13 protein-coding genes are annotated in these 15409 nt (G+C 67.2%); 9 read left to right on the top strand and 4 right to left on the bottom strand.

What is annotated here, in order from left to right:
* The first annotated feature begins 2 nt into the window (after positions 1–2).
* From AC07Y4_RS08760 to AC07Y4_RS08730, 7 genes are all read left to right on the top strand, one after another.
* Positions 3–1193: a M24 family metallopeptidase gene (locus AC07Y4_RS08760; RefSeq protein WP_495274407.1), complete on the top strand. Its 1191-nt coding sequence runs from the start codon at positions 3–5 to the stop codon at positions 1191–1193.
* A gap of 52 nt (positions 1194–1245) precedes the next feature.
* Positions 1246–2220 carry a Bug family tripartite tricarboxylate transporter substrate binding protein gene (locus AC07Y4_RS08755; protein ID WP_495274406.1) on the top strand — a complete coding sequence of 325 codons (975 nt, stop codon included), beginning with the start codon at positions 1246–1248 and terminating at the stop codon, positions 2218–2220.
* Positions 2217–2675 carry a GAF domain-containing protein gene (locus AC07Y4_RS08750; protein WP_495274405.1) on the top strand — a complete coding sequence of 153 codons (459 nt, stop codon included), beginning with the start codon at positions 2217–2219 and terminating at the stop codon, positions 2673–2675. The genes AC07Y4_RS08755 and AC07Y4_RS08750 overlap by 4 nt, the downstream gene beginning before the upstream one ends.
* 149 nt (positions 2676–2824) lie before the next feature.
* A complete protein-coding gene (locus tag AC07Y4_RS08745) occupies positions 2825–3658 on the top strand; it encodes a tripartite tricarboxylate transporter substrate binding protein (RefSeq protein WP_495274404.1) in 834 nt (277 codons plus the stop codon).
* A 65-nt stretch (positions 3659–3723) separates the two neighbouring features.
* Entirely contained in the window at positions 3724–4401 is a 678-nt protein-coding gene (locus tag AC07Y4_RS08740; RefSeq protein ID WP_495274403.1) for a response regulator transcription factor, read from the top strand.
* 56 nt (positions 4402–4457) lie between these two features.
* Positions 4458–6329 (top strand): ATP-binding response regulator, encoded by a 1872-nt coding sequence (locus AC07Y4_RS08735; protein WP_495274402.1) that lies wholly within the window; start codon positions 4458–4460, stop codon positions 6327–6329.
* 693 nt (positions 6330–7022) lie between these two features.
* Positions 7023–7910, top strand: a complete 888-nt coding sequence (locus tag AC07Y4_RS08730) for a hypothetical protein (protein WP_495274401.1) — start codon at positions 7023–7025, stop codon at positions 7908–7910.
* A gap of 45 nt (positions 7911–7955) precedes the next feature.
* Here AC07Y4_RS08730 and AC07Y4_RS08725 read toward each other — a convergent pair whose 3' ends face one another.
* From AC07Y4_RS08725 to AC07Y4_RS08710, 4 genes are all read right to left on the bottom strand, one after another.
* Positions 7956–10475, bottom strand: coding sequence for a TonB-dependent siderophore receptor (locus tag AC07Y4_RS08725; protein WP_495274400.1), 2520 nt, complete (start codon positions 10473–10475; stop codon positions 7956–7958).
* Positions 10476–10575: 100 nt separating this feature from the next.
* Entirely contained in the window at positions 10576–11556 is a 981-nt protein-coding gene (locus tag AC07Y4_RS08720; protein WP_495274399.1) for a FecR domain-containing protein, read from the bottom strand.
* Positions 11553–12053 carry a sigma-70 family RNA polymerase sigma factor gene (locus AC07Y4_RS08715; protein WP_369646565.1) on the bottom strand — a complete coding sequence of 167 codons (501 nt, stop codon included), beginning with the start codon at positions 12051–12053 and terminating at the stop codon, positions 11553–11555. The genes AC07Y4_RS08720 and AC07Y4_RS08715 overlap by 4 nt, the downstream gene beginning before the upstream one ends.
* A gap of 144 nt (positions 12054–12197) precedes the next feature.
* On the bottom strand, positions 12198–12995 hold the full coding sequence (locus AC07Y4_RS08710; protein ID WP_487848546.1) for an IclR family transcriptional regulator: 798 nt from the start codon (positions 12993–12995) through the stop codon (positions 12198–12200).
* A gap of 109 nt (positions 12996–13104) precedes the next feature.
* On the opposite strand from AC07Y4_RS08710, the gene AC07Y4_RS08705 reads away from it, so the two are divergent.
* Together AC07Y4_RS08705 and AC07Y4_RS08700 are read left to right on the top strand one after the other, a co-directional pair.
* Complete coding sequence (locus AC07Y4_RS08705) at positions 13105–14262, top strand: acyl-CoA dehydrogenase family protein (protein WP_495274398.1); 1158 nt, start codon at positions 13105–13107, stop codon at positions 14260–14262.
* Positions 14259–15398: an acyl-CoA dehydrogenase family protein gene (locus tag AC07Y4_RS08700; protein ID WP_495274397.1), complete on the top strand. Its 1140-nt coding sequence runs from the start codon at positions 14259–14261 to the stop codon at positions 15396–15398. Before AC07Y4_RS08705 ends, AC07Y4_RS08700 begins: the two co-directional genes overlap by 4 nt.
* Positions 15399–15409 lie beyond the last annotated feature (11 nt).

Raw genomic sequence — 15409 nt, 5'->3', positions numbered from 1 at the left:
ACATGCCCAAGCTGACGCAAGCCGTCTGGCGGTACCGCCACGACCAGATGGTCCGGTTGATGGACGAACTCGCCGTCGATGCGCTGGTGTTCACCACCGCCGATTTCTTTCAGTTCGCCACCAACTTCCACACCGACGTGCAGCCCTGGGAGCGGCCGATCTTCGCGGTGGTGCCGCGCCAGGGCGAGGGCTTCCTGGTCATGAACGAGCTGTCGACGAACCACATGCGCTTCTCGATGGAGGCGCACAAGGTGTGGATCACGGACGTGATGTTCTATGCCGAGCATCCGATGGTGAGCAACCGCCTGCCGCTCGTGTCGCAGCTCCCCGAGATCCTCGCCGAGCGCCTGAGCCGCGCCGGCCTGCGCCGCTCGCGCATCGCGCTGGATGCCGGCAGCGGCGTGATGGCGGCCGTGCAGCGCCTGCTGCCCGACCTGAACGTGCGCGTCGCCACCGCGGAAGTGCGCAGCCTGCGCTGGCAGAAGCACGCCGAGGAACTGGCCGTCATGCAGGCCATGGCCGGGCTGACGGACTGGCTGCAGGACCGCTACCGCGAAGCGATCAAGCCCGGCCGCCTGGTGCAGGAGATGGACTGCGCCATGGCCAGCCTGTTCGTGCAGGAGGCCGCCGAGCGCTTCCCCGGCGAGCAGTTCGAGGTCGTGCGCTGCTGGACGCTCAGCGGCCCGGCGTCGGCCTCGCCGCACGGTGACGGTGCTTCCTGCGGCGCGCGCATCCGTGAAGGCGACGTGCTGGTCAACATCGTCATTCCCCGGCTCAACGGCCTGACGATCGAGAACGAACGCACCTGGTTCTGCGGGCGTCCCGACGAGCAGAAGAAGGCACTGTGGACAGCCGCGCGCGACGCGACCGATGCGGCCATCGGCGCGGCCGTGACAGGCCGGCCCGTGTGCGCGATCGACGCCGCGGCGCAGGCCGTGATCGAGCGCGCCGGCTTTGCCGACTGCATCCGTCACCGCACGGGCCACGCCATCGGCATCGTGCACCACGAGTACCCGGAGGACATGGCCTTCAGCCAGCGCCCGCTGCGCGACAACGAGGTCTATTCGGCCGAGCCCGGCCTGTACGTCTACGGCGTGGGCGGCTTTCGCATCGACGACACGGTCGTGGTGGGCGCGACGCCGCGCGTGCTCACCGCCACGCCCAAGTCGCTCGACTACGCCACCGTGGGTTGAGACCGACGCCCGCCCGCATCTGCTTTCGCAACCTACCCACCTCGACCTCCCCATGACCACCCGTCGCACCATGCTTTCCGCGTTGGCCGTTGCAGCTTCGCTGCTCGCTGCACCCGCCTTCGCGCAGGGCTTTCCTTCCAAACCGATCAAGGTCGTGGTCCCGCAGCCGGCCGGCTCAGGGCCGGACACCTTGGCGCGCACGCTGGCCGATGTGCTCGCCAAGAGCATCGGGCAGAGCGTCGTGGTGGAGAGCCGGCCCGGCGCCAACGGCACGCTGGCTGCGGCCTATGTGCTCTCGCAGCCCGCGGACGGCTACACGCTGTTCCTGGCCGGCGTCTCGAACATGTCGTGGAACCCGCACCTGTACAAGTCGCTGGGGCACCAGCCGGCGCGCGACTTCACCGGCGTCGCTGTCATCGCGAACACCCCGTTCGTGACGGTCGTGTCGCCGAGCCTGGGCGTGAAGACGCTGCCCGAGCTCATCAAGATGGCCAAAGCCGAGCCGCAGCGGCTCAGCTTTGCATCCGCCGGCATCGGCAACTCCACCCATCTTGCGAGCGAGCTGCTGAAGTCGCGCACCGGCATCCAGATGCAGCACGTGCCCATCAGCGGCGCCGGTGGCCCCAACGCGCTGACCAGCGTGATGGCGGGCGACACGCCGGTGATGACCACCGTCCCCGTTGGCGTCGTGCCGCTGGTCAAGAGCGGCAAGCTCGTGCCATTGGCCGTGACCGGCGAGCGGCGGCTGGCGCAGCTGCCCGACGTGCCCACGTTCAAGGAGCTGGGCATCGACATGGAGGTGCCCGGTTGGTACTCCCTGGTGGCCCGTGCGGGCGCACCCGGCGACGCGGTCGCGCGGCTCAACGCCGAGATCAACAAGGCCCTGGACACGCCCGAGATGAAGGAACGCCTGGCCGGCCAGATGCTGATCGGCGTCAAGTCGACCCCGGCCGATGTCTTGAAGTTCACGCAGCGCGAGTCAGCCGCCTGGGGGCCCATCATCGATCGGCTGGGCATTGCGCAGTGAGAGCCATCGAGCCGGCTTCCTTCGAGGCCCTGGACCACGCGCTGCGGCGGTTTCCGGGGCACCGGCTGTTCACCGTGCTGGCGATCGACTCCAGCCTTGCGGCGTCCCGGCGCCTGTACACGAGCGACCCGGTGGCGTATCCGTGCGGCGGTACCAAGCCACTGCACCATGACAACGACTTCTTTCGCGAGGTGGTGCAGGGCGGTCGGGCGCGCATCTGCGCTGATCAGGAAGACTGCCGCCGCGCGTTCCCGGACCATGCGCTGATCGATGCGCTGGGCTGCCGGTCTGCCATCAACGTGCCGATCCGGCACGACGGCCGCACGATCGGTTCCCTGAACCTCCTGCATCAGGAACACTGGTATCAGTCCGACATGGTGCCCGCGTTGATGCGCGTCGCCGAACAGGCCGCATCCTTGCTTCTTCCGCTCAGATACGTTGAGATGCCCGCATGACGATCCATCGCCGAACCTTCGTGTTGAATGCTGCCGTGTCTGTGTGTGCGGTATCGCTTGCCACCGCGGTGCGAGCGGCCGGCCCGGTTTATCCCAGCAAGCCGATCACCATCGTCTTTCCTTACGCGGCTGGCGGCGCCACCGACGCCATGACGCGCCAGATCGCCGACCTCATGGCCAAGGCGCTCGGCCAGCCGGTCATCGTCGACGCGAAGCCGGGCGCCGGTGGATCGATGGCGCTGCAGCAGGCCGTGCGCGCCAACCCGGACGGGCACACGCTGGTGCTCGTGGCCAGCGGAACGATGGCCGTCAATCCCTACCTGTACGACCTGAAGTACAAGCCGGTGGAAGACCTGGCGCCCATCACGATCCTGGTCGACATTCCCTTCGTGGTCGTGACAAGGCCGGACTTTCCCGCACGCACCCTCAAGGAATTCATCGCCCATGCCAAGGCGAATCCGGGAAAGATCTCGTTCGCGAATGCAGGCGTGGGCACGCAGGCCCACCTGACGCAGATGATGTTCATGAAGGCGGCCGGCATCTCGGCCAACGTCGTTCCCTACAAGGGCGGAACCGGTGCGATCGCCGACCTGCTCGGCGGCCACATCGACGCCATGATCGACAACGCCGCCGCGCAGGTGGCGAACGTGCAGGCCGGCAAGGTGCGCGCGCTGTTCGTCACGACGCGCGAGCGCAGCGAATCGCTGCCCGGCGTGCCCACCGCGCAGGAGGCGGGGCTGCCGGGCTTCGTGACCTCGGGATGGTTCGGTCTGGCCGCGCCCAAGGGCACGCCGCAGGCCGTCATCGACAGGCTCAACGCGGTGATCGTCCAGGGCATGGCGCGGCCCGAGGCGCGCCAGCGCCTGATCGATGCGGGGTGGATGCCGGTTGGCAGTTCGCCTGGCGACGCAGCTGCGCGGGCCCGGGCAGACCTTGCGCGCTTTGGGCAGACGGCGCTGCAAATGGGGCTGAAAAAGGAATGAAGGTCTGCGGGTGAGTTGACTTTCGTCACTATCAGCCGGCGGTGCATGACCCTAACATGCGCGCCATGAGCACTCTTGCGCCGACCCGAGCGTCAGCCATCCTGATCGTGGACGACCACGACCTGGTGCGCCTGGGTGTGCGTGCCTTGCTCCAGGCGCAGGCCTCGCCCGACGGGCCTGCGGTCGAGGTCTTCGAAGCCAGCAGCATGGCGCAGGCACTGGCGGTGTATGAGCGCTCTCAGGCGAGCATCGGGTTGGTGTTGCTCGATCTGGCACTTCCTGACACACGAGGCCTGAGCGGCGTGTCCGTTTTTCTCCAGCGTTATCCGCAGGCCCGCGTGGTCGCGTTGTCAGGCGCCGGCGCCACCGCGCTGGCCCAGAACGCCATTGCGCAAAGTGCGTTGGCTCAGGGCGCCAGCGCGTTCTTGCCGAAGTCGGCCAACCTCAAGGAGGTAGTGAGCTTCATCCGTGCCTGCGGCCTGCTCGGGAGAGACGTTGTCGATGGCCTGCCAGGTACGTCCAGGTGGGTTGCGCGGGCACCCCGCCGTGCCGCTGGTGGCGCCCTGAGTTCGCTGACAGGAAGCCAGGCGCGTGTGCTGCAGATGATTCTCGAAGGCAAGTCCAACAAGGAGATCGCACTGTTGGCCGAGTTGCGCGAAGGCACGGTGAAGAACTATGTTTCGACGATCCTCTTGCTGTTCGGTGTGCAATCGCGCGCGGAACTGATCAGCAGCCTGCGTTGATTCACCGCAGGAGGTGCAACGCGATCGTCGAAGAAACAAGAACGAAGGGCCAATTCATGAATGACGCTGCCCGATCGATGCATCAGGCCCCGGCGGCCGCCGATCTGGACCATCGGGTGCTCCGCGAACACGTGGCCTCGGTGTATGCCGCGCACACGACGGCCACCTGTGCGCACATCGGCTTCGCCATTGCCATTGGCATCTTCGGCTACTTCAACATCGATTCGACCCACCACCTGCTGGTGATCGGCATGGTCGCCGCCGTCGTGTCGATGAATCTGTATGCCTTGCTTGCGCCGCGGTGGACGCCGGATGTCCCCTTGTCCGAAAGCCACCATTGGGCGCGCCGCTACACGTGGATCGTCACGCTGGTCAGCGTGACCACGGCGCTGCCATGCGCCTTGTTCCTCGTGCTCATCCAGAGCCCGGCAATGACGACCGTTGTGATCGTCGTGATCATGGTCAGTTGGACCCGGGCCATTCAGGCCCGTTGGCCGATCAAGGGGGCCATGTTCGGCTGCGGCATCCCCGTGATGGGCGGGCTGATTCTTGCCTTGATCTGGCACGGTGGCACGCTGCACTGGTTTCTGGCGCTCTTCAGTTTCGCCAATCTGGTACTGACACTGCACGAAGGGGTGAAGCAGAACAAGCGGCTGACAGCCTCCTTGATGTTGCAGTTCGAGAACGAGATGCTCGCCGCACAGTTGCGCGAACGCATCGCCGCCGTGGAGCGCGCCAGCGCGGAAAAGACCCGCTTTCTTGCCGCGGCCAGCCACGACCTGCGCCAGCCGATGCATGCCATTGCACTGTTCGGTGCGGCCATGGAAACCGCATTGCACGACCATCCTGAAAGAACGAATGCCAAACGCCTGATGCGCGCCGTCGACGCGCTCGGCGCGTCACTGGACACCATGCTCGACGTGTCGCATCTCGATGCGGGCGTCGTCGTGTCCGAACCGCAGGCACTGGAACTCGATGCGCTGCTTCTTGTCCTCAACCAGACCTTCACCCCCTACGCTGAGCAGAAGGGTCTGCAATTGCGCATCCGTGCCAGTGGCATGTGGGTGCGCAGCGACATCCAGCTGCTGTTCCGCCTGCTTTCGAATCTGGTCGACAACGCCTTGAAGTACACCCACGAGGGCGGTGTGAGCGTGGTCGCGCGGCGGCGAGGCGACAAGGTGTGGCTGGAGGTTCGCGACACCGGCGTCGGCATTGCGCCTGAGCAGTTGAGCCGCATCTTCGAGGAGTTCTATCAGGTCGACAACCCGGGCCGCGACCGGGCGCGCGGACTCGGAATCGGGCTGTCGATCGTCCAGCGCCTGTCGCACCTGATGTCTCACCCGATCGAGGTGCACTCGCGACCGGGACGTGGCACGCATTTCCGCGTGGTCCTGCCGCAAGCCGAGGCAGCGATCACCGCGCCGGCCGAACTGCTGCTCGATGAACTGGAGATGCCCGCGCATCGCAGCCTTGCTGCACCGAACCTGCCCGGGCCGGTGCTGCTGATCGACGATGAAGCGGAGATTCGCCTGGCCATGGCGGCACTGCTGCGTGCGCACGCCGTCGATGTGGTGGCTGTGACGGACGAATCGCATGCGGTCGAAGCATTGACGCACCCGGATGCGAAAAGCCTTCCGTTCTCGATGCTCTTGTGCGACTACCGGCTGGCCGACGGGGGAGATGGACTCGAGGTCGGCCTGCGCTTGCTCGAGCGCTTTCAGCTCGACATTCCCCTTCTGCTGATAACTGGCGAGACAGCCCCGCAGCAACTGCGGCGTGCACAGTCATCGGGGGTGCCGATGCTGTTCAAGCCGGTGAGCGCCGCTGCGCTCCTGCAGGCGATGGCGGAACTGACATCCGTCACGGGGCAGGAACGGATCTTTTCTCCGGCGACCCGCTACTTCAGAGACCCGTCGCCGGTTACCTGATTGTCTGCGGTGTCATTGCCACGGCGCTGTTCGCCTGGTGGGCCGATTCCAGTTTCAGAGACGCCTTGCCAAGACGTTTCTTTTCAAAGTCAGGTGAGAAAAATAGATCGGGAAGGAAAATCCAGAATCGTTACGTGCATCCTCTCGATATTGGAAAGAGAAGACGCCTTCTCTCTTCCGATCTCATGGTTCGAATTAGTCATAACTGCCTCACAAACAAATATCAATTTCCCATAGCTTTCAGGTTGTGTGACTTTCGACATGGGGAAATTTCTCCCGCCAGCCATACAAACGTCGACGGCGATATGACGGGCCACGCTGGGAGGCCCGATCGCCATGGACAACGTTGCCATCTCGGCAGCATTGGCTTCGACAAAATTGAAAGGCAAGGGAATGAAATTCAGAAAATCTGCAGTGGCTGCTGCAACGGCAGTCGCCTTGATGCTTGCGGCATGTGGGGGTGGCAGCGGGGGCGGAGGTGGAGGTGGCTTCCCCGTGGGGCTTATCGGGCCTGGAACGGACGACCCCGGAACACAAGGTCCTGGAACGCAAGGGCCCGGGACGCAGGGGCCCGGAACGCCAGGCCCAGGAACGCAGGAACCTGGAACCCAGGAACCCGGAACACCCGCACCCGCGCAGTATGAGACGCTCCCGTCCGCCTGGGACGGGGACAAGGATTCCTACATTGCATCAGTGCCGGCCGTCGTGCAGCAGCTGAACGATCAGGGCGCCAAGGGCAGTGTCCGCATGCGTCCCGTGGGAAGCAATTCGCTGTATGTCAATCCGCAAGCCGCCAATGACAAATACAGCTACAAGGAATTCACGCTCACCTTCTCCGGTCGCGATGGCTGGGACGGGGCCAGCAACGCGCTGCTGCAGCGGTTGGAAGACGAGGGCGCCAAAGGCTATGTGCTGCACCACCTGGTGGGGGAGACGCACACCCTGGACGATTCCCTCAACGCCATCCGCAAGGCCAGCTTCATCCTGGTCAAGAACGAAAGTCAGCCCGTCACCTACACCTATCGGAAGTTCAGCTTCGATCTGATGATGCCGGCAGACTTCATCGCACAGTTGAATGCGTGGGGACAGGAAGGCTATCGCTTCCTGAATACGGAACTGGGTCTCAGCCCGAGCGTGAATGCGATCGTCGTCAAAAGCTCTGCAGCCGTAGGGGCGACCTACAGTTACGCGTTCGAACCCATCGTCTCCGATCCCAAGCCGCAACTCACCAGCCGCGGTCAAAGCGGATTCCGCTACAGGGGCTATTTCGAGTACTTTGCGAACCGCAACGGACAGCCAGTCCGAGGCGTTTTCAATACCTACGAACTCGACAGCAGCAAGCCCGCGGCGGTGGCCTATCGCTTCTCGGATGAAATGCCTGGAGGCCCGGTCGATATCAATACGACCGAAGGACTCGCGCGACTCAATGACCAGGCGAGCCAGGGATTTTTCTACGCCGGCCTGAGTGTTCCTACCGGAGCGAGCGGGGGCGCCGCGATGTTCTTCGCGGACTATGCGGTCTATGTTCAGGGCGCATTGCTGGCGGACCTCAATCGCGGAGGCGCCGTTCTTTTCCCCTAGACATCTGGCATGGGGGCCGCCTGCCTGGGCAGGCGGCCATCCTGCCTAGAAGTTGCCGCGCAAGGTCACCATGGCGCTGCGCGGTTCTCCGTAGACATTGCCCCAGGCCGGCGCGCCGACGGTCTGGTAGTAGGTCTTGTCGAACAGGTTGTTCACGTTGAGCGCGGCTGACCAGTTGCGGTTGATCTGGTAGGCAACACGCGCGCTCCAGACTGCGTACGAGGCCTGCTCCAGCTTGATCGCGCCCGTGGTGCGTGAACTCGCGGTCTGGAAGTTCACGCCGCCGCCCAGCGTCCAGGCGTTCAGCGCGCCGGGCAGGCGGTACTCGGTCCACACGCGCACCATGTGCTTGGGCGAATACGTGCTGGCGAAATCGATGCCGGCGTTGGCCGTGTCGTTCAGGTACTTGAAGTGGTTGAACGTGTAGCCCGCGAACACCTGCCACCCGCGCGCCACTTCGCCGCTGATCTCCGCGTCGAGTCCCTCGCTGCGCACCTTGCCGGTGGACACGGAGCAGTAGGTGCTCCTCGTGCAGACATTGACCAGGTCTTCCTGCGCCCGGTTGTTCTGGTCGAGTCGGAACAGCGCCAGCGAAGCGTTGACCTTGCCGTCGAGCAGTTCGCCCTTCAGGCCCGCCTCATAGTTGCGGCCCTTGACGGGAGGCAGCATGTCGCCGGCGGCGGTCACCGCGTTCTGTGGCTGGAAGATGTCGGCATAGCTCACGTACGCCGACCATTGCGGAGTCAGGGCGTAAATGAGTCCGCCATAGGGCGTCAGAACGCCGTTTTCACGATAGGGCTCGGTTGCCGGGTTGCCGGTGATGCGGTCGCGATCGCTGGCCCGGTAGCGCGTGACACGGGCGCCGGCAACCAGCGTCAACGGATCGCTGAGGCTCAGGCGCGCGACACCGTAGGCGCCCGATTGGGTGATGCGTGTCTCGGTGTCGCCGCCGCGGTAGCGCCTGGCGACGAAGGTCGCGTCGCTCGGCTCGGCGATCGCCGAGACCGGTGCGAAGACGTTGTTGGCAACGCCCGCCAATTGCATCAGCGAGAAGTCGCTGTGGTTGAACATGCGTCCGGTGTTGGCGCCGAAGCTCACCGAATGCCTTCTGCCGAAGGCGTCGAATTTGCCGTCGACGGCGAGGTCGAGCGTCTTGTTGTCGGTCTTGAAATCGAACAGGCCGCCGTACATCACGTTGCCCGCCAGGGTCACCGGATTCACGGCCCCCAGCGGGAAGGCGTACTTGATGTCCTGCTGCTCGCGCACGTAGCCGGCGGTGACCTTGAGCGACCAGTCGGCGTCGAAGCGGTGCGCGAGTTCGGCGAACGCCGAGGTCTGCGCGCTTTTCCAGCGGTTCCAGTCGGCCGCCAGGTAGGTCGACCGGCGCAGGTGCAGGTCGGCGCCGTTGCTGTAGCTCGGCAAGCCCTGGAAGAACGGGGTGGCGCGCAGTTTTTCGTGGCTGACGCCGAGGGTGAGCACGGTCTGCGGCCCGATGTCGGCGGCGAGCACGCCGTACAGCACGCCAGTGCGGCTCTTCGCGGTGTCGTAGAAGTAGTCGCGGTCGTTGCCGCTCGCGACGACGCGGCCGCGCAGCGTGCCGGCTTCGTTCAGGGGGCCGCTGGCGTCGACCTCCGCGCGGTAGTTGTTCCATGAACCCGCGCTGGCCGAGAACTGCAACTGCTTGTCGGCCGTCGGACGCTTGCGCACCATGTTGATCGTGGCGCTGGGCGAGCCGGCCCCTTGCAGCAGACCCGTGGCGCCGCGCACCACCTCCACGCGATCCAGCGTGGCGGCACTGCTCGTGAAGCTGTTGGCCTGGGGATAGTAGAAGGCGCGGTTCACCCCGTCGTACTGGTAGCTGTCCACGCGGAAGCCCCGGGAGTAGACATAGCGCCCGCCCATCGGGCTGTCGTACATCGTGATGCCCGTGGTCTGGGCCAGCACGTCGTCGATGGTGTGCAGGTTCTGGTCGTCCATCTTCTGGCGCGTGACCACCGTGACCGACTGGGGGATCTCCTTGAGCGTCTGCTCGCCCTTGCCGACGGTGACGATGCGGCTGGCATACGACCCCGAGCCCTCGGTGATCGCGCTGCGCTCGGCCTGCGCCGTGACGCGCACTTCACTGAGCAGGTTGCTCTGCGCGTCCGCGGGTGCGGCCGGTGGGGTCGCGCCCGGTGCCGGATGACGCAGCGTGTAGCCGCCGCCCGCGCGTGCGACCGCTTCGAGGCCGGTGCCCGCGAGCAGTCGCGAAAAGCCGTCGCCGACCGCGTGGGTGCCGCGCAATCCACCGGTGCGGCGGCCTTCTGTCAGCGAGGGCTCGAAGGACAGCGTGACGCCGGCCTGTGCGGCGAAGCGAGACAGCGCCGGGCCCAGTGCGCCTGCGGGAATGTCGTAGGCCGCGGTGGCGGCTGCCGGCGGGTTCGCCTGTGCGGTCGCGGCGCCCGAAGCGGCGAGCGCGAAGGCCAGGCAGAGGGTTCTCACGCCGTGGGTCACGGCGCTCGGGCGCGCGGGCATGCAAAGGGAAAGTGGCCGCATGGGCGCGGTGCGGGAGGAGGGCAATGCCATGGTTCGGTGGTCCTGTTCTTGCCGTACTCGCAGCACGGCTCCATGGCTTGCCCGACCAGGCTTCAAAAAGGGACAGGAATCAGCGAAAAAATTTTCGATCTCAGGCCGGCACCACCGTCACCCACCACCGCGTGCGCGTGAGCACCTGCACGGGCAGCGTGGTGGCCACCATCGAGAGCACGTAGTCGGTATCGCGCAGCTGGAACGCACCGGAGATGCGCAGGTTCGCCACCTCCGGGCTGCAGTGCAGCAGGCCGGGCCGGTAGCGCGACAGCTCGGCGCAGAAGTCGGCCAGGCGCATGTTTTCTGCGTAGAGCACGCCCTGTGTCCACGCCTGGCTCTCGGCCGAGACGGCGGTGAGGGCCGAGGCGCCCTGGGCGTTCAACACGGTCTGCCGGCCGGCCGCAACGATCCCCGCAGGCGACGACGCGCCGCGCAAGGTGACCTCGACCGCGCCCTCGGTGACGGCCAGACGCACATCGGGCGATGCGGTCTCGTGCGCGTCGTCGCCCAGGCGCACGGTGAAGCGCGTGCCGAGCGCGCGCAGCCGGCCCTGCACCGTTTCCACGATGAAGGGGCGCGCGTCGGCCGCGGTCGTGACCCGGATGGCGCCCGCGCGCAGCCGTACCGTGCGCTGCGTGCCGTCGATGCGCACGTCGATCGCGCTGCCGGTGTCGAGCAGCACGCGGCTGCCGTCGGCCAGCCGCACCTCGCACCGTTCACCGGTGGCGGTGGCGTGGTCGGCGGTCCAGCTGTCCCACGGCGCCAGGCGCCAGGCGAGCCAGGCGGCCGGCGCGGCAGTCGCCAGGACGGCCAGCGTGCGCAGTGCGGCCCTTCGGTTGCCGCGTGCCTGGCGCGCCAGCACCGGCACGCCGATGTTCGCCGGCACGGCGCCGAACTGTTGCGACAGGCGCTCGGCACGCTGCCATGCACGCTCGTGCGCCGGGTCCGCATGGCGCCAGGCCGCGCAGGCCGCGTGGTCCGCTTCGCCTGCCCGGCCGGAGTGCAGCCGCACCAGCCATTGCGCGGCCTCGCCCAGCACGGCGCTGTCGGGTGCGGATGCGGGTGGCCGTGCGCTCATTCCACCAGCGCCAGGCAGTGCGCGAAGCCCAGGGCCATGTGGCGCTTGACGGTGCGTTCGCTGACCGCCAGGCGCTGGGCGATCTGTGCGTAGGTCAGGCCTTCGAGCTGCGACAGCACGAAAGCCTCGCGCGCCTTGGGCGGCAGGCCGTCCAGCATCGCGTCGATGGCGTCCAGCGTCTGCAGCAGCTGCAGGCGGTCTTCGGGCGACAGCGCCAGCGCCTCGGGCACCTGCGCGAGCGCATCGATGTACGCGCGCTCCAGTGCCTGCCGGCGCCAGTGTTCGCTGACCACGCCCTTGGCCAGCGTCGTCAGGTAGGCGCGCGGCTCCCGCAACGTGGGCAGCACCTGCGGTCGCAGCAGGACGCGAACGAAGGTGTCCTGCGCCAGGTCGGCGGCGCTGTGCGCACAGCCCAGGCGCCGGCGCAGCCATGTGCTGAGCCAGCCGTGATGCTCGGTGTAGAGCGCGTGCACGGTGTGGGTGTCGGCGGAAGGCATGAAGAGGGAAGGCGATGCAATTGAGAATTACTCTCATTTTAAGAGCATCGCGGCCTGGCGCGCTGCGCGAGCGTTCGGCGTTGCTGCGCAATGCAGCCAGACGCCGTCCCGGTACGGATCACGAATCCCGCAATCCGCACGCCCTCACCGCAACCCCGACTGCCGATCCGCCGCCTCCACCAGCTGCATCAACCCCGGCCCGATGGTGTCCAGCAGCTGCGCCTTTTTCCAGCGAAACCCCGGCACCGCGCAGTTGAACAGCAGCCGGCGCGGTCCGTAGCGGATGCGTGCGGCCGCGCCCGCGGCGAGCACGCCGAAGCCTGAATCGCCCAGATTGATGGCGAAGCCGCGCTTGCCGTAGTGCGCCACGCTCTCGCGCACGCCTTCGAGGCAGCGCGCGTGTTCTTCGGGCCGCTCGTGCTTCACGCGGGCCAGGAACTCCTGGCGCTCACCCGCAGGCAGCTGCGCCAGCCACGCACGCCCCATGGCGGTTTCGACGATGCCGCGCACGGCGCCCACGCCGGGGCGCTTGAGGGTACCGCCCTCGTGGGCACAGGTTTCCAGGTAGACCACGTCCAGGTCGCTGGTCACGCCGACCGACACCGCGCCCTCGACGCGGTCGGCCAGTTGCTGCATGGCCGGGCGCAGCAGGGCCAGCATGGGCGTGTTGATGACGTAGGGGTAGCACAGCGCCACGGCGGCGGGGCCGATGAAGTAGCGGTCCAGGCGTTCGTCGTGGTCCAGGAAACCCATGGTCAGCAAGGTGCGGCACAGGCGCGAGACGGTGGGGCGCGACAGGCCCAGCTTGGCGGCGAACTCGCTGTTGGCGTGCGCGCGCGGGTCGCCCACGAAGGTCTGCAGGATGAGCAGGCCCTTGGCCAGGGTGCCGGCGATGTACGGGTCTTCGTCCCGCACCCGGCGCAGGTCGTCGGAATGCTTCATGGGCTGGCGGCGATTCTGGACAGGGCGGGGCATGGGAGTGAATCGCAGTTTCAATGATTGAAATTCAGTGCCGGCAATTGTGGACCTGCTTCCTACAGTCGCGGCCACCATGATCCGAGACACTCCCCACTTCGAGGCCCTGCGGGCCGACATCCGCGCCTTCGTTCGCGAACGCTGGCATCCGCTGGAAGAGCAGGTCAGCCGCGACAACGACATCCCGCCCGACGTGGTCGACGAGCTGCGGCGCAAGGGCTACTTCGGCTGGAGCATTCCCGAGGCGTACGGCGGCCTGGGCCTCACGACCGAGGAACTGGTGCTGTGCGCGATGGAGCTGTCGCAGTCGTCGGTGGCGCTGCGCGCCCGCGTGGGCACCAACACGGGCATCGGCTCCGAAGCGCTGGTGGCCGACGGCACCGAGGCGCAGAAGCAGCGCTGGCTGCCCCGCATGGCGAAGGGCGAGCTCACCGGCTGCCTGGCGCTGACGGAGCCCGAGGCGGGCTCGGAGGCGAGCAACGTGAAGACCACCGCGCGCCGCGAGGGCGACCACTACGTGCTCAATGGCAGCAAGCGCTTCATCACCAACGCGCCGGTGGCCGATGTGTTCACCGTCATCGCCCGCACCGAAGACGGCTCGAAGGGCAGCAAGGGGGTGTCGGCGTTCCTGGTCGAGCGCGGGCCGGGCCTGACCACAGGCGCGCCCTACCGCATGATGGGCCAGGCCGGCTCCTTCGTGTCGGACGTGCACTTCGACGAGTGCCGCGTGCATGCCGACCAGCTCATCGGCGGGCGCGAAGGCATGGGCTTCCAGACGGTGATGAAGGTGCTCAACAAGCAGCGCCTGCACCTGGCGGCGCTGTGCACGGGCCCGGCGATCCGCATGCTGGACCTGGCCATGGCGCACACCAGCAGCCGCAACCAGTTCGGCCAGGCCGTGGCCGACTTCCAGCTGGTGCAGGCCATGATCGCCGACAGCCGCACCGAGATCTACGCGGCGCGTTCGATGATCCTTGAGGCGGCGCGCGCGCGCGATCGCGGCGAAGACGTGGCCATGTCGGCCTCGATGTGCAAGTACTTCGCGTCGGAGATGTGCGGTCGCGTGGCCGACCGCGCGGTGCAGATGTTCGGCGGTTCGGGCTACGTGGCCGATTTCAGCCCCATCGAGCGCTACTACCGCGACGTGCGCCTGTTCCGCCTGTACGAGGGCACGAGCCAGATCCACCAGCTCAACATCGCCAAGCTGGCACTGCGCGAGGCGGGTGCGCGATGAGCCTGCGCACCGACCTCGCGGCACGGGTGCGCGACTTCGTCGAGCGGCATTGCATCCCGCTCGAATCGAATGCCCACGTGCACGACCCGCGCGCGATGGATGCGGCGCTGTCGCAGCTGCGCCCGGTCGCGCGCGAGCTGGGCCTGTACCTGCCGCAGATGCCGGTGGAGGAGGGCGGGCTGGGCCTGTCGTGGGTCGAGCGCGCGGCGGTGTTCGAGGAGGCCGGCCGCAGCTACCTGGGCCCGGCCGCGCTGAACTGCGCCGCGCCCGATCAGCCCAACATGATCAGCCTGCTGCGCCAGGGCACGCCCGCGCAACAGCAGCGCTACCTGCGGCCGCTGGCCGAGGGCCGCATCCGCTCGTGCTTCGCGATGACCGAGCCGGCGCCTGGCGCAGGTTCCGACCCGTCGATGCTGCGCACCACCGCGCGGCGCGAGGGTGATGGCTGGGTCATCGACGGCCACAAGTGGTTCATCACCGGCGCGGTGGGTGCGGCCTTCTGCATCGTGCTGGCGCAGACGGACGAAGGCCCCACGCAGTTCATCGTGGACATGGAACACCCGGGCCTTTCGCTGGTGCGCGCCATCCGCGCCATCGACCCCTTCGCCGTCGGCGGCCACGGCGAGCTGCGCTTCACCGCCTGCCGCGTGGGCGCCGACGCGGTGCTGGGCGAGGTGGGCTCGGGCTTCGTGGCGGCGCAGCAGCGGCTGGAGCCCGCGCGGTTGTCGCACTGCCTGCGGCTCATGGGCCGCGCGCGGCGCGCGCTCGAGATCGCGCAGGCCTACGTGGGCGAGCGCACGTCGTTCGGCGATCGGCTGGCCGACCTGCAGCAGGTCCAGGCGATGGTGGCCGACTGCCACATCGACCTGCATGCCAGCCGGCTCATGAGCCTGGACTGCGCGCGCCGCATGGACGAAGGCTTGTCGGTGAAGACCGAGTCGGCGATGACGAAGGTCTTCGTGTCCGAAGCCCTGAGCCGCGTGGCCGACCGCGCGGCGCAGATGTGCGGTGCGCTGGGCATGTCGGAAGACGCGCCCATCGCCCTCATCGTGCGCGAGCTGCGGCCGTTTCGCATCTACGACGGCGCCTCCGAGCTGCACCGCGCCACGCTCGGGCGCCGCTTCCTCACGCACTGACACGTTGAACA

The sequence above is a fragment of the Variovorax sp. GW460-12-1-14-LB1 genome, from assembly GCF_059423605.1.
This window is presented reverse-complemented; position numbering and strand designations above follow the sequence as displayed.

Bases quoted from the DNA above. Each gene is read 5' to 3' on its own strand.
- AC07Y4_RS08700 (WP_495274397.1), top strand. From the start codon at position 14,259: ATGAGCCTGCGCACCGACCTCGCGGCACGGGTGCGCGACTTCGTCGAG.
- AC07Y4_RS08735 (WP_495274402.1), top strand. From the start codon at position 4,458: ATGAATGACGCTGCCCGATCGATGCATCAGGCCCCGGCGGCCGCCGAT.
- AC07Y4_RS08710 (WP_487848546.1), bottom strand. From the start codon at position 12,995: ATGAAGCATTCCGACGACCTGCGCCGGGTGCGGGACGAAGACCCGTAC.
- AC07Y4_RS08725 (WP_495274400.1), bottom strand. From the start codon at position 10,475: ATGGCATTGCCCTCCTCCCGCACCGCGCCCATGCGGCCACTTTCCCTT.
- AC07Y4_RS08745 (WP_495274404.1), top strand. From the start codon at position 2,825: ATGACGCGCCAGATCGCCGACCTCATGGCCAAGGCGCTCGGCCAGCCG.
- AC07Y4_RS08715 (WP_369646565.1), bottom strand. From the start codon at position 12,053: ATGCCTTCCGCCGACACCCACACCGTGCACGCGCTCTACACCGAGCAT.
- AC07Y4_RS08740 (WP_495274403.1), top strand. From the start codon at position 3,724: ATGAGCACTCTTGCGCCGACCCGAGCGTCAGCCATCCTGATCGTGGAC.
- AC07Y4_RS08720 (WP_495274399.1), bottom strand. From the start codon at position 11,556: ATGAGCGCACGGCCACCCGCATCCGCACCCGACAGCGCCGTGCTGGGC.
- AC07Y4_RS08760 (WP_495274407.1), top strand. From the start codon at position 3: ATGCCCAAGCTGACGCAAGCCGTCTGGCGGTACCGCCACGACCAGATG.
- AC07Y4_RS08705 (WP_495274398.1), top strand. From the start codon at position 13,105: ATGATCCGAGACACTCCCCACTTCGAGGCCCTGCGGGCCGACATCCGC.
- AC07Y4_RS08755 (WP_495274406.1), top strand. From the start codon at position 1,246: ATGACCACCCGTCGCACCATGCTTTCCGCGTTGGCCGTTGCAGCTTCG.